At 69.6% G+C, this 20,924-nt stretch carries 21 protein-coding genes; 4 read left to right on the top strand and 17 right to left on the bottom strand.

The window, feature by feature from the left end:
- Window positions 1–189: 189 nt before the first annotated feature.
- Window positions 190–1,326, bottom strand: coding sequence for an adenosine deaminase (locus ACZ4SA_RS33910; RefSeq protein ID WP_468281795.1), 1,137 nt, complete (start codon window positions 1,324–1,326; stop codon window positions 190–192).
- Window positions 1,327–1,531: 205 nt separating this feature from the next.
- On the opposite strand from ACZ4SA_RS33910, the gene ACZ4SA_RS33915 reads away from it, so the two are divergent.
- Window positions 1,532–2,311 (top strand): alpha/beta hydrolase, encoded by a 780-nt coding sequence (locus ACZ4SA_RS33915; RefSeq protein ID WP_468281797.1) that lies wholly within the window; start codon window positions 1,532–1,534, stop codon window positions 2,309–2,311.
- 405 nt (window positions 2,312–2,716) lie between these two features.
- Here ACZ4SA_RS33915 and ACZ4SA_RS33920 read toward each other — a convergent pair whose 3' ends face one another.
- Complete coding sequence (locus tag ACZ4SA_RS33920; protein WP_468281799.1) at window positions 2,717–3,670, bottom strand: LysR family transcriptional regulator; 954 nt, start codon at window positions 3,668–3,670, stop codon at window positions 2,717–2,719.
- Window positions 3,671–3,732: 62 nt separating this feature from the next.
- Here ACZ4SA_RS33920 and ACZ4SA_RS33925 point away from each other — a divergent pair, with 62 nt between their 5' ends.
- From ACZ4SA_RS33925 to ACZ4SA_RS33935, 3 genes are all read left to right on the top strand, one after another.
- On the top strand, window positions 3,733–5,001 hold the full coding sequence (locus ACZ4SA_RS33925) for an MFS transporter (RefSeq protein WP_468281801.1): 1,269 nt from the start codon (window positions 3,733–3,735) through the stop codon (window positions 4,999–5,001).
- Between the two features lie 149 nt (window positions 5,002–5,150).
- Complete coding sequence (locus ACZ4SA_RS33930; RefSeq protein ID WP_468281803.1) at window positions 5,151–5,879, top strand: L,D-transpeptidase family protein; 729 nt, start codon at window positions 5,151–5,153, stop codon at window positions 5,877–5,879.
- A 66-nt stretch (window positions 5,880–5,945) separates the two neighbouring features.
- Window positions 5,946–6,962: a sigma-70 family RNA polymerase sigma factor gene (locus ACZ4SA_RS33935; RefSeq protein ID WP_468281805.1), complete on the top strand. Its 1,017-nt coding sequence runs from the start codon at window positions 5,946–5,948 to the stop codon at window positions 6,960–6,962.
- 150 nt (window positions 6,963–7,112) lie between these two features.
- On the opposite strand, the gene ACZ4SA_RS33940 is transcribed toward ACZ4SA_RS33935, so the two are convergent.
- The 15 genes from ACZ4SA_RS33940 to ACZ4SA_RS34010 all read right to left on the bottom strand — a co-directional run bounded on the left by ACZ4SA_RS33940 (window position 7,113) and on the right by ACZ4SA_RS34010 (window position 20,751).
- Window positions 7,113–8,141: a hypothetical protein gene (locus tag ACZ4SA_RS33940; protein ID WP_468281807.1), complete on the bottom strand. Its 1,029-nt coding sequence runs from the start codon at window positions 8,139–8,141 to the stop codon at window positions 7,113–7,115.
- A 23-nt stretch (window positions 8,142–8,164) separates the two neighbouring features.
- Window positions 8,165–8,563 (bottom strand): hypothetical protein, encoded by a 399-nt coding sequence (locus tag ACZ4SA_RS33945; protein WP_468281809.1) that lies wholly within the window; start codon window positions 8,561–8,563, stop codon window positions 8,165–8,167.
- A gap of 9 nt (window positions 8,564–8,572) precedes the next feature.
- Complete coding sequence (locus ACZ4SA_RS33950; RefSeq protein WP_468281811.1) at window positions 8,573–9,031, bottom strand: hypothetical protein; 459 nt, start codon at window positions 9,029–9,031, stop codon at window positions 8,573–8,575.
- A gap of 421 nt (window positions 9,032–9,452) precedes the next feature.
- Window positions 9,453–9,734, bottom strand: coding sequence for an STAS domain-containing protein (locus tag ACZ4SA_RS33955; protein ID WP_468281813.1), 282 nt, complete (start codon window positions 9,732–9,734; stop codon window positions 9,453–9,455).
- A gap of 74 nt (window positions 9,735–9,808) precedes the next feature.
- The gene (locus ACZ4SA_RS33960) at window positions 9,809–11,086 is read right to left on the bottom strand and encodes a thymidine phosphorylase (RefSeq protein ID WP_468281816.1); all 1,278 of its coding nucleotides are present in this window, start codon (window positions 11,084–11,086) and stop codon (window positions 9,809–9,811) included.
- A gap of 100 nt (window positions 11,087–11,186) precedes the next feature.
- Entirely contained in the window at window positions 11,187–11,585 is a 399-nt protein-coding gene (locus ACZ4SA_RS33965; RefSeq protein WP_468281818.1) for a cytidine deaminase, read from the bottom strand.
- Complete coding sequence (locus ACZ4SA_RS33970) at window positions 11,582–12,850, bottom strand: ABC transporter permease (protein WP_468281820.1); 1,269 nt, start codon at window positions 12,848–12,850, stop codon at window positions 11,582–11,584. Before ACZ4SA_RS33970 ends, ACZ4SA_RS33965 begins: the two co-directional genes overlap by 4 nt.
- The gene (locus tag ACZ4SA_RS33975; protein ID WP_468281822.1) at window positions 12,847–13,956 is read right to left on the bottom strand and encodes an ABC transporter permease; all 1,110 of its coding nucleotides are present in this window, start codon (window positions 13,954–13,956) and stop codon (window positions 12,847–12,849) included. Before ACZ4SA_RS33975 ends, ACZ4SA_RS33970 begins: the two co-directional genes overlap by 4 nt.
- Window positions 13,953–15,482, bottom strand: coding sequence for an ABC transporter ATP-binding protein (locus tag ACZ4SA_RS33980; RefSeq protein WP_468281864.1), 1,530 nt, complete (start codon window positions 15,480–15,482; stop codon window positions 13,953–13,955). The genes ACZ4SA_RS33975 and ACZ4SA_RS33980 overlap by 4 nt, the downstream gene beginning before the upstream one ends.
- A 239-nt stretch (window positions 15,483–15,721) precedes the next feature.
- Entirely contained in the window at window positions 15,722–16,774 is a 1,053-nt protein-coding gene (locus ACZ4SA_RS33985; RefSeq protein WP_468281824.1) for a BMP family lipoprotein, read from the bottom strand.
- A 352-nt stretch (window positions 16,775–17,126) separates the two neighbouring features.
- Window positions 17,127–17,576, bottom strand: coding sequence for a hypothetical protein (locus ACZ4SA_RS33990; protein ID WP_468281826.1), 450 nt, complete (start codon window positions 17,574–17,576; stop codon window positions 17,127–17,129).
- The gene (locus ACZ4SA_RS33995) at window positions 17,560–18,051 is read right to left on the bottom strand and encodes an RNA polymerase sigma factor (protein WP_468281828.1); all 492 of its coding nucleotides are present in this window, start codon (window positions 18,049–18,051) and stop codon (window positions 17,560–17,562) included. The genes ACZ4SA_RS33990 and ACZ4SA_RS33995 overlap by 17 nt, the downstream gene beginning before the upstream one ends.
- 91 nt (window positions 18,052–18,142) lie before the next feature.
- A complete protein-coding gene (locus ACZ4SA_RS34000) occupies window positions 18,143–18,754 on the bottom strand; it encodes a class F sortase (RefSeq protein WP_468281830.1) in 612 nt (203 codons plus the stop codon).
- Window positions 18,751–19,152, bottom strand: a complete 402-nt coding sequence (locus tag ACZ4SA_RS34005; RefSeq protein ID WP_468281832.1) for a sortase-dependent protein — start codon at window positions 19,150–19,152, stop codon at window positions 18,751–18,753. The genes ACZ4SA_RS34000 and ACZ4SA_RS34005 overlap by 4 nt, the downstream gene beginning before the upstream one ends.
- 375 nt (window positions 19,153–19,527) lie before the next feature.
- Window positions 19,528–20,751 (bottom strand): amidohydrolase, encoded by a 1,224-nt coding sequence (locus ACZ4SA_RS34010; protein WP_468281866.1) that lies wholly within the window; start codon window positions 20,749–20,751, stop codon window positions 19,528–19,530.
- Between the last annotated feature and the right edge of the window lie 173 nt (window positions 20,752–20,924).

A 20,924-nucleotide genomic window follows, 5' to 3' on the forward strand; every position in this document is an offset into this window, starting at 1 on the left:
CGCAACTCTGCGGCCTGTTCCACGGAGAGCTCCATGTCGGTAACAACGAGATACGCGAGATCAAGTAACGCCTACAGGATCACGAGACACTAGTGAGCCTCGCACAGACCCCGCAAACACCGTGAAGCGGCCGGGAATTGACGCTCCGGCCGCTTCGGTGTAAGTGCCCGTACGGGTGGCCGAGGCCGCTCAGTTCCCGGTCGTGGCGGTCTGCCGGAACAGCCATTCGGACTTCAGTTCGGCGTAACCCGGCTTGATGACATCGTTGATCATCGCGAGTCGTTCATCGAAAGGGATGAACGCAGACTTCATGGCGTTGACGGTGAACCACTGCATGTCGTCGAGCGTGTAACCGAATGCCTCGTTCAGCAGCTCGAATTCATGGCTCATGCTGGTGCCGCTCATCAGCCGGTTGTCGGTGTTGACCGTGGTCCTGAAGTGCAGTTTCCGCAGCAGACCGATCGGATGCGCCGCGATGGAGTCCGCGGCGCCCGTCTGCAGGTTGGATGTGGGGCACATCTCCAGCGGGATGCGCTTGTCCCGGACGTACGCCGCGAGCCTGCCGAGTTTCACGGAGCCGTCGTCCGCGACCTCGATGTCGTCGATGATCCGCACACCGTGACCGAGCCGGTCGGCACCGCACCACTGGAGCGCCTGCCAGATCGACGGCAGTCCGAACGCCTCGCCTGCGTGGATGGTGAAGTGGTTGTTCTCGCGCTTGAGATACTCGAACGCGTCGAGGTGCCGGGTGGGCGGGAAGCCGGCCTCCGCGCCCGCGATGTCGAATCCGACGACGCCGTTGTCGCGGTAGCGGTTGGCGAGTTCGGCGATCTCCAGGGCGCGGGCGGCGTGGCGCATTGCGGTGAGCAGGGCCCCGACCCGGATACGGTGACCGCTCTCCTTGGCCCGCCGTTCGCCCTCGCGGAAGCCGGCGTTGACCGCCTCCACGACCTCCTCGAGCGTGAGGCCCGCTTCGAGATGCTGCTCGGGGGCGTAGCGCACCTCGGCGTAGACGACTCCGTCTTCCGCGAGGTCCTGCGCGCACTCGGCCGCCACGCGGAACAACGCGTCACGGGACTGCATGACGGCACAGGTGTGCGCGAAGGTCTCCAGATACCGCTCGAGCGAACCGGAGTCGGCGGCTTCACGGAACCAGATGCCGAGCTTGTCGGGCTCGGTCTCCGGCAGGGCTTCGTACCCGGCGTCACGGGCGAGTGCGATGATCGTGCCCGGCCGCAGACCGCCGTCGAGGTGGTCGTGGAGCAGCACCTTCGGGGCGCGGCGGATCTGGTCCGCGGTGGGCGAATTGAGGGTCTGGCTCGTCATCTGCGCACTCTAGCCCCTACGCGCGTAGAGCGCGCCCCCCAGGATCGCTTGTCGATACGTAACAGTGACCGCGCGTACGGGTGGAGTACACCTCGGCTTCTGAGACTGTTCTGCCATGGCACACCATGCACTGCCCCGGTGGCGGGGGCGTCCGGTCGCTGCGGCCGGAGGGGCGAGCGCCCGCGGTGAGACGACAGTCGCACAGGTGGCACGAGGGGGCCGGTCGGGGGCGCAGGCCAAGCTGGGCACTGTGCCGGGGCGTTCCGGCGCCAGGAACGCCGGCACCGACCCTGCGGTGGCAGGGGCGGTGCTGCTGCTGCCGGACGGCGAGCCGGACTCCGCGCGCAGGGCATCCGCCCTGTCGTACGCCGCGCTACTGCCGTTGGGTCGCGCGCTCGCCAGGGCGGGGCGGGACGACGGGTTGGTGGTGCACAGCGTGCACTACCGCGGCCGTGGCTGGAACGGCGCCGACGCCCAGCTCGCGGCGGACGCGGCCTGGGCGGTCGAGGAGGTCGTACGCCGCTACGGCGACGTCCCCGTGTGCCTGGCCGGTCACGGCATGGGCGGGCGGGCCGCGCTGCACGCGGCGGGGGACCCCGCGGTCCACTCCGTGCTGGCCCTTGCCCCTTGGCTGCCGGAGGACGACATGGCCGCCGAACCGGAGCCGGTACGGCAGCTGGTCGGCCGCCAGGTGCTGATCGTGCACGGCACCAAGGACGCGCGCACCGATCCGGAGCTCTCCTACCGGCTGGCCGAGCGCGCCAAGAAGTCCAACCGGGACACCTGCCGCTTCGAGGTCCACTCGGACGGGCACGCGCTGCGCCAGTACCAGGAGGAAGTGCACGCGCTGGCCGCCGACTTCGTGCGTGGATCGCTCTTCACCAGGACCTACGCCCGGCCCGTCGCGGACGCGCTGGCGGCCCCGCCACCGCTGGGGCTGAGGATGCCGCTGGCGGCGGGTTTCGGGAGGGCGCTGCGAGCCTGAGGCGGGGCCTGACGTGAAGTGCGCTCCACCGGCCCCACGGCGTCAGGGCCACAGGGCCGGACGGCCGACCGAGCACCAACGCACCCCGCTGGACGGGACCCACTGACACGCGGGGCGGACGCGCCGGCCGGGCACAGCCGCGCGGCGTCAAAGCCCGACGGCCGGACACCGACGGGGGAACGGCCGGGCGGTGCGGCCGGGCGGTCTCGTACCGTCGAGGGGCGGAGCGTCTCGCGGCCAACACCGGCGAGACGCACCCGCACAACCCGGCGGCGCAGCCCGACGCCGTCGGGACGACGGACGGTGCGTCCGCGACGGCCGAGCGCCGTCACGGCCTGGGCGGCCGGCGATGCGCCCGGGCGCCCGGACACTGTCGAGGCCGGTCGGCCTCGACGGCGCGGCCGGTCAGTCGGAGAGGAGGCGGCCGCGCCGGGAGAGCAGGAAGCGTTTGAACTCCGCCACCGGCGGTGTGTCCGGGTGGCCGTCGAGCCAGGCGACGCCGATCTCGCGGACCGCGCGCGGCGCGGTCACCGTCAGTTCCACGACGCCGGGGCGGGCCACCGCCGGCGGGGGCAGCAGGGCCACGCCGAGGCCCGCCGCGACCAGGCCGCGCAGGGTCTCCGCCTCCTCTCCCTCGAACGCGACGCGCGGTGTGAACCCCGCTTCCGCGCACAGGTCGTCGGTGATGCGCCGGAGGCCGTAGCCGGGCTCGAGGGTCACGAAGGTCTCGTCGGCGGCCTCCGCGAGGCGGACGCGCCTGCGGCCGGCAAGCCGGTGGTCGTCGGGGACGACGAGTCGCAACCGCTGCTCGTCGAGACGGCGGGCGACCAGATCCGGCGCGTCGGGCACGGGCGAGGTGAGGCACAGGTCCAGCTCGCCCGCCCGGAGCCGTTCGATCATCGCCTCGCCGTAGTTCTGGACGAGCGTGAAGCGGATCCGCGGGTGGTCCGCGCGGAAGGCGCGGATCAGGCCGGGCACCGTCTCGGAGCCCATGGTGTGCAGAAAGCCGAAGGCGACCTTGCCCGACCGCGGGTCGGTGTCGGCCCGCACGGCCTCGGCCGCCCGCTCCACCTCCGCGAGGGCACGCTCGGCAGAGGCGAGGAAGGTGCGGCCGGCCGGGGTGAGCGAGACCGTGCGGCCCTTGCGGGCGAACAGCGCCACGCCCAGATCCTGTTCCAGGCGGACGATCGCCCGCGACAGCGTCGACTGGGGTACGCCCATCTCCTGTGCGGCGCGGGTCACATGCTCGTGCCGGGCGACGCCCGCGAAGTACGCGAGGCGGGGAGCAAGCTCCAGCGTGATGTCTTCTTCGTAACTGCCCGGTGACAGGCGAGGCCCTGAGCTGCGTTCATGCACCATGGGAACGATTATCACCGTTTCATGCATTGGACGCATGAAAAGCGGCGGCCTACCTTCGACATATGCCTCCTGCCAGTACCAAGGCGTCCACCACCGTGGGCGCCGCCCCGTCGTCCCCTGATCTCCACTCCCCCGGCGCTCCCGGCTACCGCCGCATGAGCTTCGCGCTCTTCGCCGCCGGTATGGCGGCCTTCGCCCTTCTCTACTCGACGCAGGCCCTGCTGCCCGCCCTCTCGGCCGACTTCGGCGTCACCGCCGGCGCCGCCAGCTGGACGGTTTCCGCCGCGACGGGCGCGCTGGCCCTGTGCGTGCTGCCGCTCAGCGCGCTGTCCGAGCGCTTCGGACGGACGACCGTGATGAACGCGTCCCTCGCGGTCGCCGTCGTGGTGGGCCTGCTGGTGCCGTTCGCACCGAACGTCGAGTGGCTGGTGGCGCTGCGCGCCGTGCAGGGCGCCGCGCTGGCCGGTCTGCCGGCGTCGGCGATGGCGTTCCTCGCCGAGGAGGTCAGGCCCAAGGCGCTGGTCGGCGCGATCGGCCTGTTCGTGGCGGGCAACAGCATCGGAGGCATGAGCGGCCGTATCGTCACCGGCTGGGTGGCGCAGCTCGCCGGCTGGCGCGTCGGGCTCGCCGCGGTGGGGGTGATGGCGCTGGTGTGCGCGCTGGTGTTCCGCGCGCTGCTGCCGAAGGCTCGGCACTTCACTCCCGGCACGCTGAACCCGCGCCCACTGGCAAGGACGGTCCGCGGACATCTGGCCGATCCGCTGCTCCTGCGGCTGTACGCGATCGGCGCGCTGTTCATGACCGTCTTCGGCGCGGTGTACACGGTGATCGGCTACCGCCTGGCGGAGGCGCCGTTCGGGCTCGCACAGGGCGTGATCGGTTCGGTATTCCTGGTGTACCTCGTCGGTACGGTCTCCTCCGCCGCGGCCGGCAAGCTGGTCGCGCGGCTCGGCCGCAGGGGGGCGCTGTACCTGGCCGTCACCACGACCGCCGCGGGTCTGCTGCTCTCGCTGGCCGATGCACTGACGGCGGTGCTGCTGGGTCTGGTCCTGATCACCGCGGGATTCTTCGCGGGCCACGCGGTCGCCTCCTCCTCGGTGAGCCGTACGGCGAAGACGGGCCGCGCCCAGGCGTCGGCGCTCTACCAGTCGGCCTACTACCTGGGCAGCAGCGCGGGCGGCACGCTCGGCGCGGTCGCCTTCCACGCCGGCGGCTGGGGCGGAACGGTACTGCTGGGGCTGCTCGCGGTCCTGGGCGTCGTGTCGGTCACGCTCTACGGAACGCACGCGGCACGGTCGCAGGAGCGGCGGCTCGCGGCAGCTGCCGCCTAGAGGCATCGAGCCCAGAAGCCCACAAGCGCCGACGAGCCCGCAAGCCGTCAGAAAATACGTCGCAGAGCCGCGCAACTACCGCTCCCCTCCGGGTGTCTCAACCGTCAGACCATCCCAACCGGAAGGCACACGAAGGGGAGTCGGGGAGCATGTCAGACAAAAGCGGAAGAACCGGACTGCGACGCGTGCGTCTGCGCCGTCGTACCGGGGTCGTACTCTCCCTGACCGGCCTGCTGGTGCCGGTCACCGCCGCACTCGGCAGCGGCACGGCGCAGGCGGCGTCGTGCACGCTGTCGACGGGTCCGCACCAGAAGCAGGTGGAGCAGTTCCTCGGGCGTCCGGTGGACGGCCGGCAGTCGCCGGCGGACTGCCGGGTGATCCGCGCCTTCCAGGCCCAGCACGGGATCACCCCGACGATCGGCTACGCGGGCCCGCTCACCTGGCGCACGATGAACACGATGCTGGCGCAGCGGGCCGCCGGCAAGAACCCGAACAAGGCGGGCACGTGCCCGACGAACAAGGGACGTATCGCCTGCGTCGACCTGACCCGGCAGCTGAGCTGGGTCCAGGACGGCAGAACGCTCAAGTACGGCCCGGTTCCTGTGCGGACGGGCAAGGACGGCACGGAGACCCGTACCGGCGCGAAGAAGATCTACTGGCGCAGTATCGACCACTGGTCGACGATCTACCACGTGCGCATGCCGCACTCGCAGTTCTTCGACGGCGGCCAGGCCTTCCACTCCACGACGAAGTCCATGTACAACCCGCCCGGCTCGGGCGGTTGCGTCAACATGCGTCCGGCGGACGCGAAGGCATACTGGAACCTGCTGAAAAACGGCGACGACGTATACGTCTACGGGCGCAAGCCCGGAACCTGACCCCGTTGTCAGTCCTCTCCTGTACGTTCCGAAGGGCTGGTGCCGATGGGTGACAGGGGCGGACCTATGAGTGACCTCGCGACGACGCAGGACCTGGACGCGCGGCTGGAGAAGCACCGCAAGGAGCTGACCGGCTACTGCTACCGCATGCTCGGATCGTCCTTCGAGGCGGAGGACGCGGTCCAGGACACGATGGTGCGGGCGTGGCGCAGCTTCGAGAAGTTCGAGGGCCGGTCGTCCCTGCGCTCGTGGCTGTACCGCATCGCGACCAACGTGTGCCTGGACATGCTGAACGCGGGCAATCGCCGTGCCCGTCCGATGGATCTGTCCGGTCCGACGCCGGTCGCCCAGGCCCAGCTCAACGCCCGCCCCGAGATCACCTGGCTGGAGCCGGTGCCCGACGGGCGGGTGCTGCCGTCCGTCGTGGACCCGGCGGAGACTGCGGTCGAGCGGGAGACCATCCGGCTCGCGTTCGTCGCCGCTCTGCAGCATCTGCCGCCCAAGCAGCGGGCGGTGCTGATCCTGCGCGAGGTGCTGGCCTGGAAGGCCGGCGAGGTCGCCGAGTTGCTCGACACGACCGTCGCCTCGGTCAACAGCGCGCTGCAGCGAGCCCGGGCCACGCTCACGGAGCAGGGCCCGACCGCGTCCGACGCGGCGGATCCCCTCGACGAGGAGCAGCAACGGCTGCTGGAGCGCTACGTCGCGGCCTTCGAGGGGTACGACATGAAGGCGCTGACGGCGCTGCTCCACGAGGACGCGACGATGTCCATGCCGCCCTACGACCTGTGGCTGCGCGGCCACGACGACATCGTGGGCTGGATGCTGGGTGTCGGCGACGTCTGCCGCGGCTCGAAGCTGGTCCCGACCGTGGCGAACGGCTCCCCCGCCTTCGCGCACTACCACCCGTCGGCGGACGGCGAGGGGTACGAGCCGTGGGCGCTGATCGTCCTCGAGCTCTCGGACGGCAAGGTCGGCGGGATGGACTTCTTCCTGGACACCAAGCGCTGGTTCCCGCTGTTCGACCTCCCGAAGCGGCTGGACAAGGCGGGCGAGCCGGCGGCGGCGGAAGCCGAGGCCTCCTGAAAGCTCCTGCCGACGGGACCGGGGCGTAATGCGCGTCCGCATCCTCAGGAACGCTCATTGCGCACCGCCGGCGCCGCCGACCGGCAGCGGGAGAGCGATCATCCCGGTTTGAGCGTTGGTCGTCCTGCCCGACCTCACGCACTCGCACCGTCAATCGGATTCTCCTATGGGATCGCATCCCGCCGCCCTGGAAACGGCCAGCACGAAGCGAGAGAACACCTCCTTCTCCTCCATCAGCTGGTGGTCATCCTCCGAGGCCACTGGGTCGATCTCGACCACGGTCGGCTTACGGCCGCAGGTGAGAAGGGCCGCTCGCTCGTCCGGTCCGCCGCCCTCCTTGAAGGAGTTGACGAGTTGGGGCGCCTGATTGACGGCGAACCGGACGAGCTCCTGCCGTTCGCCCTCGCCACTGCCCTGCACGAGCGAACAACCCCAACTGAAGAATCCGTCCTGCGTCGCATACTCCTGAACGCCCGGCTGCCTTCCCCTGTTGCCGGAGAAGGGAGAGAACCCTGAGAGTCCGCAAGCGGCACCCTCCGGCGATACCTGGGGCTTGAGCAGCGCCAGGTCAGGCCGGGAAGCCATGAAGTCGGTACTGGAGGGGCAATCCATCTCGGCCACCAGACCGGCGGCAGCCCTCATCAGGAACGACGACATCTTCCGCGAATGCGAATCGCTTGCCTGGGGGTCCCCGTCAGGCCCCTTGGGAACAGCGGTGTCCAATCGCAGCTGGACGCCACCCCCGCCGCGTCCCATTTTCTTTGCACAACCATCAGGGAGCCATACGCCTGCGATCGAGCGGTTGCCCCAGCCCGGCACGCCTGATCCGATCGGCGCTCTGATGTACGAACGGCCCGTCACCTCATCGATGGACAGGATCGGGCGGTGGCTCACCTGCGAGAAATTGCCGACCTCCAGCCGAAGGCTGGTGGATCTCCCGTCGTCACCCTCGATCGTGATTTCACAGGTCGAGGTGAGCGAGTCGTCGAGACGGTCCTGTGTCGAACGGTAGGAAACTCCGCCATTGCCGGCGTAATCGTCGACGACGCTCCGCGGCACAGCTCCCCAGCAAAAGAAGGCCTGGTCCTCGCCCTCCTCGCGACCACCCCACCAAGGTCCGAGGAATGCCAGGAGTCCAGCAACGAGCAGGCAGCTCGCCACTGCGGTGGCGGCGAGCATGCGTCGACGTCCGCCCACCGAATTCACGACCACGTCAGTCTGCTGCCAGCACCCCGCCGATCTGGATGAACACTATGACTGAGAACGCCGTTGGGATAGATGACGATACCTTCGGGCGGGTTGTCATAGGCAGCCTTCAGATCTGCTTTCGCAGCTTTGAACTTCGCGTGTGCGTCCTTCAAAAGGTCGCGGATACTCTCCGCCTCGGTTACGGCATCCCGGAATTCCTTCGCCGTCTTGCGAACGAAGGGCTTCGTGATCGAAGCGTTCTCGCCGCGCCACTCGGCCGCATCGGCACGCGCGCCCATACCTTCAGCGTCCTCCTCGAGACGCTCAAGCAAGGGGATCATCTGCGTCCAGTCAGTCACCGCGGAGTCGAGCGGCCCCAACTTCATGTTCAGAAGCTCTTCAAACGAGGGCATGCTGATTCCTTACTTGAAGTATTCGTTGATCTTGGACGCGTTGACCGACTTCATACTGGTCTCGATCCAGCTTTCTGTCTCCTTGTTCGACTTGGTCGAGTAGTCAAGGTGATTGGATATATGAGCGCAGGCTTGGAGAAGCGTGGTGACCTGCGTCTGCCACACCTTGTTCACCTCGGCCGGCGCGCCGCCCGAATCGAAGCCGTCGCCCTTGAGGCTTGCGGCTGCGGCGTCGCTTTCAACCTGCGCATGCTTGCCGCTCACTTCCATGCCGCTGAAGAGCCGGAAGGCGTCGTGGCCGATCCGACCGAGCACGTCGTCGTGCACGATGTAGTTGGAACTGCCCGGGTACGCCCCGTAGTGGGGGCCACCGGGATCCATCCCTGGGACGCCGTTGAGCTGCATCACCGCACGCTCTCCGGCGTCCCCGTCCGCCTTGAGCTGCGCCCACTCGTCATCGAACGACACGTTGTTCCCCCGAGGTCCGCTTCTGGGTCTTCTGACGCGAACGATATTGGAGGCCAAGGCAACGAACAAACAGTCGAGTTCCAGGAGTTCGTTCCAGCCTGTCCTGCAGCGCGCCGAGCACGGCCGGAAGGGAAATCAGCGGGCAGCCCGATCTCCGGTCGGGGCTCCCCCTCCCCCCCTCGCGCGCCCGACGGGACGCCATGCCGTTCGTGGTGATCGCGCTCAGTGTCACCGCGCGCGTGGGCTGCAGGCGTCCAGTCGCTGATCACAGGCCGAAGCCGCCCGCACGGACGGTACGCGCACGCTTCCGGATGCCTGGCGTGCCGTCACCTGCTTCGTCGGCACCTGCGCGTCGTGGTGAAAGAGCGCAGAGGTCCCCGCAGCACTTCTACGCACGCGTCCCCTTGGCCGGAAACGCCTGTCAAGCGGCCTCGGCCAGTTCCGGAAGGCCCACCAGGTCGAGGAGGGTGAGCAGTTCGGGCCCGGCGTTGCGAAGCCGGAGCCGGCTGCTCTGAAGACGCGCGGCAAGGTGCAGGCGCGCCAAGGCGTCGACGGTGGCCAGGTTCACCTGTGCGAGTCCGCCGATGTCGCAGAACACCTCGGCGGGAGGAGCGCCGCCCGTTCCGTGGTGACGGAGCAGGCGGCGGATCTCCTCGCAGAGGAGTGGCACATCATTCGGGGTGATCCTCCCGGTGATGTGCATGACGGCAGGCTGTACGGCTTCCACACGGTGATGACCGCCGCCGCGTCGAGAACTCATCGCGGCGGCGCCCGAGGTCAGGCGATGCGGTCCAGCACAATCGGGTTCGCCGTGAAGTCCGTGCCTGCCGGGGCGATGTCATACGCGGCCTCCAGGGACGTCAGCGCGTAGTCGAACTTCTCCGGGGTGTCCGTGTGCAGCGTGAGCAGCGGCTCGCCGGCCTTCACCGTGTCGCCCGGCTTGGCGTGCAGCTCGACACCCGCGCCCGCCTGGACCGGGTCCTCCTTGCGGGCGCGGCCGGCGCCGAGACGCCAGGCGGCGATGCCGATGTCGTAGGCGTCGAGCCGGGTGAGGACGCCCGAGGACGGGGCTGTGACGACGTGCTGCTCGCGGGCGACGGGCAGCGTGGTGTCCGGGTCGCCGCCCTGGGCGGCGATCATGCGGCGCCAGACGTCCATCGCGGAGCCGTCGGCGAGGGCCTTCGCCGGGTCGGCGTCCTTGATGCCTGCCGCGTCGAGCATCTCGCGGGCGAGCGCGAGGGTCAGCTCGACGACATCGGCGGGGCCGCCGCCGGCGAGGACCTCGACGGACTCGCGGACCTCGAGGGCGTTGCCCGCGGTGAGACCGAGGGGGGTGGACATGTCGGTGAGCAGCGCGACGGTCTTCACGCCGCTGTCGGTGCCGAGGGCGACCATGGTGGAGGCGAGTTCGCGGGCGTCCTCGAGGTTCTTCATGAACGCGCCGGTGCCGACCTTGACGTCCAGGACGAGCGAGCCGGTGCCCTCCGCGATCTTCTTCGACATGATCGAGGACGCGATCAGCGGGATCGCCTCGACCGTGCCGGTGACGTCGCGCAGCGCGTACAGCTTCTTGTCTGCGGGGGCGAGCCCGTCGCCGGCCGCGCAGATGACCGCTCCGGTGGTGTCGAGGACGTGCAGCATCTCCTCGCCTGAGAGCAGTGCCCGCCAGCCGGGGATGGACTCCAGCTTGTCGAGCGTGCCGCCGGTGTGGCCGAGGCCACGGCCGCTCAGCTGCGGCACGGCCGCGCCGCAGGCGGCGACCAGCGGGGCGAGCGGCAGGGTGATCTTGTCGCCGACGCCGCCCGTGGAGTGCTTGTCGGCGGTGGGACGGGAGAGGGTGTCAAAGTTCATCCGCTCGCCGGAGGCGATCATCGCGGCGGTCCAGCGGGCGATCTCCGTGCGGTTCATGCCGTTGAGGAGGATGGCCATGGCCAGCGCCGACATCTGCTCGTCGGCGACCTCGCCGCGGGTGTAGGCGTCGATGACCCAGTCGATCTGCTCCGGGGTCAGTTCGCCTCGGTCCCGCTTGGTGCGGATGACGGAGATGACGTCCATGGCATGTCCTCCAGGTTGGTGTGCCCGCGCTCTACGCGCATAGAGAGAGATTAAGGGAGCGGCCCTTCCACAGGGCAGCGGAAGGGCCGCGAGATGGAGCTCAGCGGAGGTGGCCCGGCCCGAAGGCCTGCGGCAGCATCTCGGACAGCGGCAGGACCCCGGCCGGGGTGTCCAGCAGCAGTCCGGGCCCGCCGAACTCGTACAGCAGCTGCCGGCAGCGGCCGCACGGCACCAGCAGCTCGCCGCGGCCGTCGACGCAGGTGAAGTGCGTCAGCCGGCCGCCGCCGGTGGCCTGGAGCTGCGAGACGAGACCGCACTCGGCGCACAGTCCGATCCCGTAAGAGGCGTTCTCGACGTTGCAGCCGGTCACCGTGCGGCCGTCGTCCACGAGCGCGGCCACCCCGACCGGGAAGCCCGAGTAGGGGGCGTACGCGTGGGACATCGCCTCACGCGCCCGTACCCGCAGGGCCTCCCAGTCGAAGGCGGCGTCGTCGGTCACTTGCCCTGGCCCTTGAAGTACGGCTGGCCGTTGGCCTTGGGCATCCGCAGCCGCTGCGCGGACACCGCCAGTACGAGGAGCGTGGCGACGTACGGGGCGGCGTCGACGAACTGGCTGGGCAGCACGTCGGTGAGCGCGTACCAGGTGAAGAGCAGCGCGGAGAACACCGCGGAGACCGCGGCCTGCAGGTACTTCCGCTTCCACAGCATCCAGACGACCGCGATCAGCAGCAGGATCGCCAACAGCAGCAGCATCGCGTGGACGTTCACCGCACCGCCGCGCAGCTTGAGGCTGTCGGTGAAGCCGAACAGGCCCGCGCCCAGCGCCATGCCGCCCGGCATCCAGTTACCGAAGATCATCGCGGCGAGACCGATGTAGCCGCGGCCGCCGGTCTGCCCCTCCTGGTAGATGCCGGTGATGATCGCGAGGAAAGCGCCGCCGAGGCCGGCCAGTCCGCCGGAGACGATCACGGCGATGTACTTGTACTTGTAGACGTTGACGCCGAGCGACTCGGCGGCGACCGGGTTCTCACCGCAGGAGCGCAGGCGCAGACCGAAGCTGGTCCGCCACAGCACCCACCAGGTGCCGGGGACGAGCAGCAGCGCGACGACGGTCAGCAGCGACAGGTTGGTGATCAGGCCGCCGAGCACGCCCGCCAGATCGGACACGAAGAACCAGTGCTTCGCCTGGAGATCGCCCAGCCAGTCGGAGAGTCCGGGGATCGTGATGCGGTCGATCGCGTCGATGCGAGGGGACTGCTTGGAGGAGCCGCCCTCGGTCTCGGCGAAGGTGAAGTTCGACATGTACCGGGTGAGACCGGTGGCCAGGATGGTGATGGCGACACCGGAGACGATGTGGTTGACCTTGAAGGTCACCGTCATCACCGCGTGCAGCAGACCGCCCAGCGCACCGCCGACGATGCCGAGGACGACACCTGTCCACGGCCCCCACTGGTAGCCCGCCCAGGCGCCGAACCAAGTGCCGAGGATCATCATGCCCTCGAGGCCGATGTTGATGACACCGGCCCGCTCCGCCCACAGACCGCCGAGTCCGGCGAGGCCGATCGGCACGGCGAGCTGGAGCGCGCCGGAGACCTGGCCGACGGAGGTGAGGTCGTTCGCGCCGCTGATGACGCGCACCAGGGAGAACAGGGCGAGTCCACCCGCGATGATCAGCAGGATGACAGGCAGGGACAGCTTGCGGCGGCCGCCGCCCTTCTTGGGCGCGGTGCTCGCCATCGAGACCGTGCTCGTGGACTCGCTCATGCCGCGGCCACCTCCTTCTTCTTGCGGGCCTGCGCGGCAAGCTCCTCGCCGACCTTCTGCTGCTGACGGCGGAGCCCGTACTGCCGGACCAGTTCGTAGGACACGACGACCGCGATCACGATCAGGCCCTGCATGATCACCGCGAGCTCCTTCGGGTAACCCTCCAGGCCGATGCCCTCCGCCGTCTTGTCCAGGAAGGCGAAGAGCAGCGAGGCGAAGAAGATGCCGATCGGGTTGTTGCGCCCGAGCAGGGCGATGCCGATGGCGGTGAAACCGACGCCGACCGGGAAGCTCAGGCTGTACGTGTGGGTCTGGCCGAGCAGCATCGGCATACCGGCCAGGCCGGCCATGGCGCCGGAGATCAGCATGGCGGTGAGGATCATCCTCTTGGCGTCGACACCGCTCGCCTGGGCGGCGGTGGTGCTGGCGCCGGTGGCGCGCAGGTCGAAGCCGAAGCGGGTGCGGTTCAGCACGAACCAGTAGACGATGCCCATCGCGAAGGCGACGAAGGTGAAGCCGTAGATGGTGCCGCCTTCGAGTTCCAGGCCGGGGAACCAGCCGGACTCGGCGATCTCGCCCGTGGTCAGGTCGTTGGAACCCTCCGGCCGCACGCCCAGGTTCGCCGGGAGGATCATCCAGGCGATCAGGCTCGTCGCGATGGCGTTGAGCATGATCGTCGAGACGACCTCGCTCACGCCGCGGGTGGTCTTCAGGATGCCCGCGATGCCGGCCCAGAAGGCGCCGACGGCCATGGCGACGAACAGGATCAGCAGGATGTGCAGCGGTCCGGGCAGTTCCACGGCGGCACCGACGACGGCGGCCAGCATGACGGCGAGGCGGTACTGGCCGTCGACGCCGATGTTGAACAGGTTCATCCGGAAGCCGATGGCGACGGCCAGGGATGCCAGGTAGTAGATACCGGTCTGGTTGAAGATCAGGACCTGGACATCGGTGAACTCGACCTGCTGGACCATCAGCCGGTACGGCTCGACCGGGCTGAGGTCCGAGACGAGCAGCACCACGGAGGTGAGCAGGAAGGCCACGACCAGGGCGAGCGCCGGGCCGGCCAGGCCCAGGACCAGCCGGTCCTTGTCGAACTTCTTCATCGGCTCTCACCGTTCTCGTGGTGCTCGAGGTGGCCGGACGCGGCACCGGTCATGGCGGAGCCCAACTCCTCCGGGGTGATCGTGGCGGGGTCGGCGTCGGCGACCAGATGGCCGCGGTACATCACCCGCAGGGTGTCGGAGAGCCCGATGAGCTCGTCCAGGTCGGCGGAGATCAGCAGCACGGCCAGCCCCTCGTGGCGCGCCTCGCGGATCTGGTCCCAGATCTGCGCCTGCGCGCCGACGTCCACACCGCGGGTGGGGTGGGCGGCGATCAGGAGCTTGGGCGTGTGGCTCATCTCGCGGCCGACGATCAGCTTCTGCTGGTTGCCACCGGACAGGGAGGCCGCGGTGACCTCGATGCCGGGAGTACGCACGTCGTACTCGCGGACGATCCGCTCGGTGTCCTTGCGGGCGGCCTTGAGGTCGAGCAGGCCCTTCTTGCTGTTGGGCTTCTCCGTCACATGGCCGAGGATGCGGTTCTCCCACAGCGAGGACTCCAGCAGCAATCCGTGCCGGTGCCGGTCCTCCGGGATGTAGCCGATGCCGTCCTCGCGGCGCTTGCGGGTCGGTGCGTGGGAGATGTCGGCGCCGTCGAGGGTGATGACACCTCCGTCGGGGTCGCGCAGGCCGATCAGGGCCTCGATCAGCTCGGTCTGGCCGTTGCCCTCCACACCGGCGATGCCCATGACCTCGCCCTTGTGGATCGTGAAGCCGATCCCGGCGAGGACCTCGCGGATCACCCCGTCGGGGTCGGTGGCCGTGAGCCTGAGGTCGGCGACCTTGAGCATCGGGATGTCGGTGACCGTCGACTCGCGGGTCTCCGGCGACGGGAGCTCGGTGCCGACCATCAGCTCGGCGAGCTGCTTGGTCGTGGTGCTCCTGGGGTCGGCGGTGCCCACCGTCGTACCGCGGCGGATGACGGTGATCTCGTCGGCGACCGACAACACCTCGCCCAGCTTGTGCGAGATGAAGATGACGGTGAGGCCCTCGGCCTTGAGCTCGCGCAGGTTGTCGAAGAGCGCGTCGACCTCCTGCGGGACGAGCACGGCGGTCGGCTCGTCGAGGATCAGCGTGCGGGCGCCGCGGTAGAGGACCTTGAGGATCTCGACGCGCTGGCGGTCGGCGACACCGAGCTGCTCGACGAGCACGTCGGGGCGCACGTTCAGCCCGTACGCGTCGGAAATCTCCTGGATCTTCTTCCGGGCCCTGGCGCCGATGCCGTACAGCTTCTCGCCGCCGAGAACGACGTTCTCCAGGACGGTCAGGTTGTCGGCCAGCATGAAGTGCTGGTGCACCATGCCGATGCCGCGTGCGATGGCGTCGGCGGGGCTCGAGAAGGTGACCTGGTCGCCGTCGATGGCGATGGTCCCCTCGTCCGGCTTCTGCATGCCGTAGAGGATCTTCATCAGGGTCGACTTGCCGGCACCGTTCTCACCGACGAGGGCATGCACGGTGCCCTGACGGATGGTGATGTCGATGTCGTGGTTGGCGACGACGCCGGGGAAGCGCTTGGTAATGCCGCGCAGTTCTACGGCGGCAGGAGGGCTGGACGCGTTGATGACGCACTCTCCTTGGCGGGAAGGAGCGGGAGGGCAGGCGGAAGGGGTGGGCTGTGGTGGTCATGGGGGGCGTGGCGAAGTTATCGTGCCTGAAGGCCCTCTACGCGCGTAGCGTTCCCGAATACCAGAACCCGGGGGCCGAAACCGGTCCGCGGGCCGTGGGGCTCACGCCCCGGGCCCGCGGACCTGCGGTACCGGCCGCTCGGTTACGGAGCGGTCTTGACCTTGATCTTGCCGGCGGTGATGTCGGCCTTGGCCTTGTCGACCGCCGTGACGACGTCCGACATCTTGGTGAAGGCCGGGTTCGAGCGGGACAGCGCCACGCCGTCGTCCTCGAGGCCGTAACGGACCTCACCGGTCTGCGGCTTGCCGTCCTCGACCGACTTGATCAGGTTGAACACGGCACCCGAGACGTTCTTGGTGACCGAGGTCAGGATCTGAGCCTTGTAGGCGGCCAGACCCTTCTGGTTGTACTGGTCCGAGTCGACGCCGATGGCCCACTTGCCGGCCTTGGCGGTCGCCTCGATCGAACCGGAGCCCGCGAGGCCCGCAGCCGCGTAGATCACGTCGGCGCCCGCGTCGAGCTGGCCCTGCGCGGCGGCCTTGCCGAGGTCCGGCTTCGAGAAGCCACCGAAGTCCGGCGGCTGCGTCAGGTACTGGACCTTGACGTTGACGTCCTTGTTGGTGTCCTTGACGCCCTGGACGAAGCCCGCCTCGAACTTCTTGATCAGCGGGGTCTCGACGCCGCCGATGAAGCCGACGGTGTCGGTCTTGGTCACCTTGGCGGCGGCGACGCCGGCCAGGTAGGAGCCCTGCTCCTCGTTGAAGACCAGGTTGGCGATGTTCTCGCCGGTCTTGGAGGTGTCGTCGATGAGACCGAAGGTGGTCTTCGGGAACTTCGGGGCGACCTCCGCGATGGCGGGCGCGTAGGCGAAACCGACACCGATCACGGGGTTGTTGCCGGCGCGAGCCAGAGCGGTGAGGCGCTGGATCTTGTCCGGGTCGCCCTCTCCCTCACTGGGCTCGGCCTCGCTGCCCTTGATGTCGAGTTCCTTCTCGGCCCTCTCCAGGCCCGCGAAGGCGGCGTCGTTGAACGACTGGTCGCCGCGGCCACCGATGTCGTACGCGATGGCGGCCTTGCCGCCCTTGTCGTCCGAGCCGCTCGACTCGGACGACGACGTGCTGCCACACGCGGTGGCAGACAGTGCGAGAGCCGCGGACGCGATGCCCACGGTGGCGATCCTGGTGATCCGGCGCACTGGGGGGCTCCTTTAAACCTGACCGAAAGCGCCACTTCCGGCGCTGGGTTTCGGCGATCGTAACGCGCGTAGATGTCAGTTAAAGACCCGTTCATCAGTCGTTACCGGATCGTCGTTAAGCCCTCTGGCGGGCGGCTTCCAGGTTGTGCACCCCGTAACGACGCGGTCCCGCCGAGCGACGTTACGTCGGCGTGTCGGCCAACGCTGTGCCGTGGCGGGGGTCTCCTACTTGGCCCGGCCCGGGTGGCGTGGCGTCCGGGGTCCGTGTCGCTCGGCGGATGGTGTCCCGCCGGGTGGTATAGCAGCGATCTCCGCGTAGCCCCTGGTCATGAGGCGGCCGCTCGGCGTGCTCCTACCGGCTCGCCGAGGGCGAGGCCGGTGGCCATGTCGGTTCCTGTGCCGGAGCCGGTTCCGCCGACGGTTCGCGGGTGGGGCGGGCCGTCGAGCTGCCCGGAGTGCGGGACTCGTCGGTCCGCGGGCTCGCCGGTACGGACGGGCTCGGGGACGCCGGCGGGGTCGCGGGCGGCGTCGGGCTGCTTGCGGGCGGCGGGGCCAGCGGGACCGTCGGCGACGTGGGTGTGCCGGGTGCCGTCAGGTGGAGCGGCAGGGCGATGAGGGCGGCGACGGCGGAGGCCAGGCCGACGCCGACCGCTGCGCGGAACAGTCGGCGGCGGGTCGCGGTGCGGCGGATCGTCTCGTAGCGTCCGGGGGGCACAGCGAGGTGGTCGGAGGCGGGCCGGAGGATCACCGCCAGGGGGTCGTCGGGGTCGTACCCCGGGCCGTCGTCAATGCATGTGGTCAAGGCTTCTCCTCAGGTGGACACGGAGCAGTTCGCGGGCCGCGTGGAGGTCGGCCTTGACGGTTCCTTCCTTGCGTCCGGTCAGCGCGGACACCTCCCGGATCGGCATGTCAGCGTAGTAGTGGAGGAGGATCGGGACGCGGACTCGTTCCGGCAGAGACTGCACCAGCAGGCGCACTGACGGGTCGGCCTGTTCGGGGTGGGGGCGGACGGCGGCCTCCGACGTCACGCGGCGCATGGCCTTGCGCTCGCGCTCCAGCTTGCGCCAGTGGTCCCGGACGAGGTTGGCCGCGGTGACGTAGAGGAAGCCGCGGGGTTCCTCCACCTTCGTCCAGCGGGCCCAGAGCCGGGTGAACGCCTCCGAGGCGATCTCGTGGGCCGTCTCGTCGTCGTCGACGAGACGGCGGCACCAGCCGGCGAGACGCGGGTAGAGGGCGGCGAACAGCTCGGACGCTGCCGTGTCGCGGGACCGTTTCAAGGCTCTCCATGGTCGTGGGGGCCGTCGGAGAAGAGGATGCCGGGCCGTCGGCGTACGTTCCTACGGCCCCGGGATCCGTTCTGCGGGCGGGTCAGGGGGTCGTGGCGCTCAGCTCGGCGAAGACGATCACGTTGTCGCGGTACTCGTCGCCGGTACTGGGGCCACCGCACGTGATCAGCCGCAACTCCGGGCGGTTCACGTCCCCGTAGACGTCGTCTGCCGGGAAGTCCGCCTTGGCGACCGTCCGTACGGCGCTGACGGCGAACTCCGCCTCCGTTCCGTTCTCCAGGCGTGCCTCGATCCGGTCGCCCCGTTGCAGGCGCGACAGGTGGCGGAAGACGCCGTCCCCGTGCGCCCCGACCGTGACATGGCCGAGGATCACCGACGGACCGACCTGACCCGGTGCCGGCGAGTGCTGGTACCAGCCCGCCCGGTCGTGCGCCGTGATCGGGGGCACCTGCACGCCGCCGTCCGGTGCCAGGCCCAGCCGTATGACCGGGGTGTCGACGTCGATGGCCGGGATGCGCAGCCCGACCGGCGCCGAACGCCGCAGGGACTGGCCCGACTTCGCGGAGGCCGGCCGGTGCTGTCGCCGGCCGCAGGGGCCTGCGGTCGCGTCCTCACCACCCCCGTGACCGCCGCATCCCACGAGCAGCGAGCCCAGTGCCGCCGTGGTGAACGCGCGCCTGGAGAGCGGGGTCATGCCCCGGTCGCCTGCCGGCGCCGTACGACGTGGAACGCCGCGCCGCCCGCGATGAGCACCGTGGCAGCGCCCCCGCCGATCAGCTTGCCGTCGACCCCGGACTCCGAGGACGCCGTCGTCACTCCGGTGTCGGGCGCACCGCTCGGCACCACGGAGACCTGGCCCGGGGCCGGCGCCCGGGTCGGCTCGGTGCCGGGAGTCGAGGGGACGGGAGTCGGCACCCGGGTCGGTTCGGCGCTGGGGTCGGTGGTGGCCGGCGGCCTGGTCGGTTCGGCGCTCGGAGCCGTGGTGGCCGTGGCGGTCGGGCTGGGCGACGGCCCGTCGGCGAACGCGGGCGCGGTGGTCACCAGCACGGCGGTGCAGGCAAGTGTCAGGGCGCTGAGGACAGTTCGGCGCATCGAATCGCTCTCTTTCGTCGGTCCGCCCGGTACCTCCGGTACGCGGCGGGCTGAGTGACGGATCGAGCGGAGAGACGAGGCGGCGGCCAAGCGGGTTGTAAAGAGACGGCAAAGCCGGTTTCGTCGAGTAGGGGGCGGTCTTCGCGGGTGGTGCCCGACGCGGGTGCGACGACGATCTTGACCAGGAGCGATCTGTCGAGGTGCTGCCCCCCCCCCGGCCTGGAAGTAGCTGTAGACCTCGTGGAAGCCGGGCACCCCGGCAAACACCACACCCCCGGACCGGGCAAAGCACGCGCCACGGCGGGCCAAGGACCAGGAGACACCCGGGAACACCACACCCCTGAGAGCGCGGCGCCCCCGGGCCGCTCGTCCCAGTCAGAGCGCCAGAAGCGCCGCGGCCGTGAAGAGTTCGACGCCCACCGTGATCGCCGCCTCGTCGACGTCGAAGTCCCCGCGGTGCAGGTCGCGGCGGACCGTGTCGCCCGGGACGCGGACGCCGAGGCGGGCCATCGCGCCCGGAACGTGCTCCAGGTACCAGGAGTAGTCCTCGCCGCCGAGGCTCTGCTCCGTGTCCTCGATCGCGTACGTTCCGCGCCGCGCGGTCTGCGCGTCGCGCAGCAGTTCGGTGACGACCGGGTCGTTGACGACCGGCGGCACGCCCCGCACGTAGTTGATCTGGGACTTGGCCCGGTGCAGGGTCGCGATTTCGTCGATCGCCGCGTGCACCAGGTCGGGGGCCTCACGCCAGCCCGGGAGGTCGAGGCAGCGCACGGTGCCGGAGAGTTCGGCGTGCTGCGGGATGACGTTGCAGGTGTGGCCGGCTTCGATGCGGCCCCAGGTGACGGCGAGCCCGGACCGCGCGTCGACGCGGCGGGCCAGCAGCGCGGGGACGTCGGTGACGATCTTCGCCGCCGCGGTGACCAGGTCCGTGGTCAGGTGGGGGCGCGCGGTGTGGCCGCCGGGGCCGTCGAGGGTGACCTCGAGGCGGTCGCAGGCCGATGTGATGGGGCCGGGCCGCAGCCCGATGACGCCCGCGTCGACCTTGGGGTCGCAGTGCACGGCGATGATCTTGCTGACGCCGTCGAGGACACCGGACTCGATCGCGTCGGCCGCGCCGCCGGGCAGTACTTCCTCCGCCGGCTGGAAGATCAGCCGGACGGGCTGCGTCAGCAGTCCCTGCCGGTCGAGGTCGGCGAGGACGAGCCCCGCGCCGAGCGCCACGGTGGTGTGCACGTCATGGCCGCAGGCGTGGGCGCGGTCGGGCACGGTGGAGCGGTAGGGGACGCCGATCTTGGTGTCGGGGATGGGCAGGGCGTCGATGTCGGCGCGGATCGCGAAGAAGGGCAGCAAGGCGCCCGGGGCCGGCGTTCCGATGTCGCAGATCAGGCCCGTTCCCGCGGCGAGGACGCGGGGCCGGAGCCCGGCCTTCTCGAGGCGCGCCTTGATCACTGCGGTGGTGCGGAACTCCTGGTTGCCGAGCTCGGGGTGCATGTGCAAGTCGCGCCGGAACGCGATCAGTTCGGCGCGCAGCGATTCGGACAGCGTGCCGGGCAGCGCGACTGCGCCGGGCTGTTCGACTTCTTCGGACTCGCGGGACATCAACTGGTTCACCCAGTGAAGGGTATGCCCCTTCGCGCTTCAACTGCCGTGCGATCAACAAAACATCAGCCTCTTAGGGGACACATTTTTGGTCACACGGCGATTGATGCCTTGCCTCAGTGGGTAAACTCACCCAACTCGGTCTTGAGTCGATCTTCCCTTTCCGGACCGTG

The sequence above is a fragment of the Streptomyces sp. NPDC027962 genome (assembly GCF_055566095.1).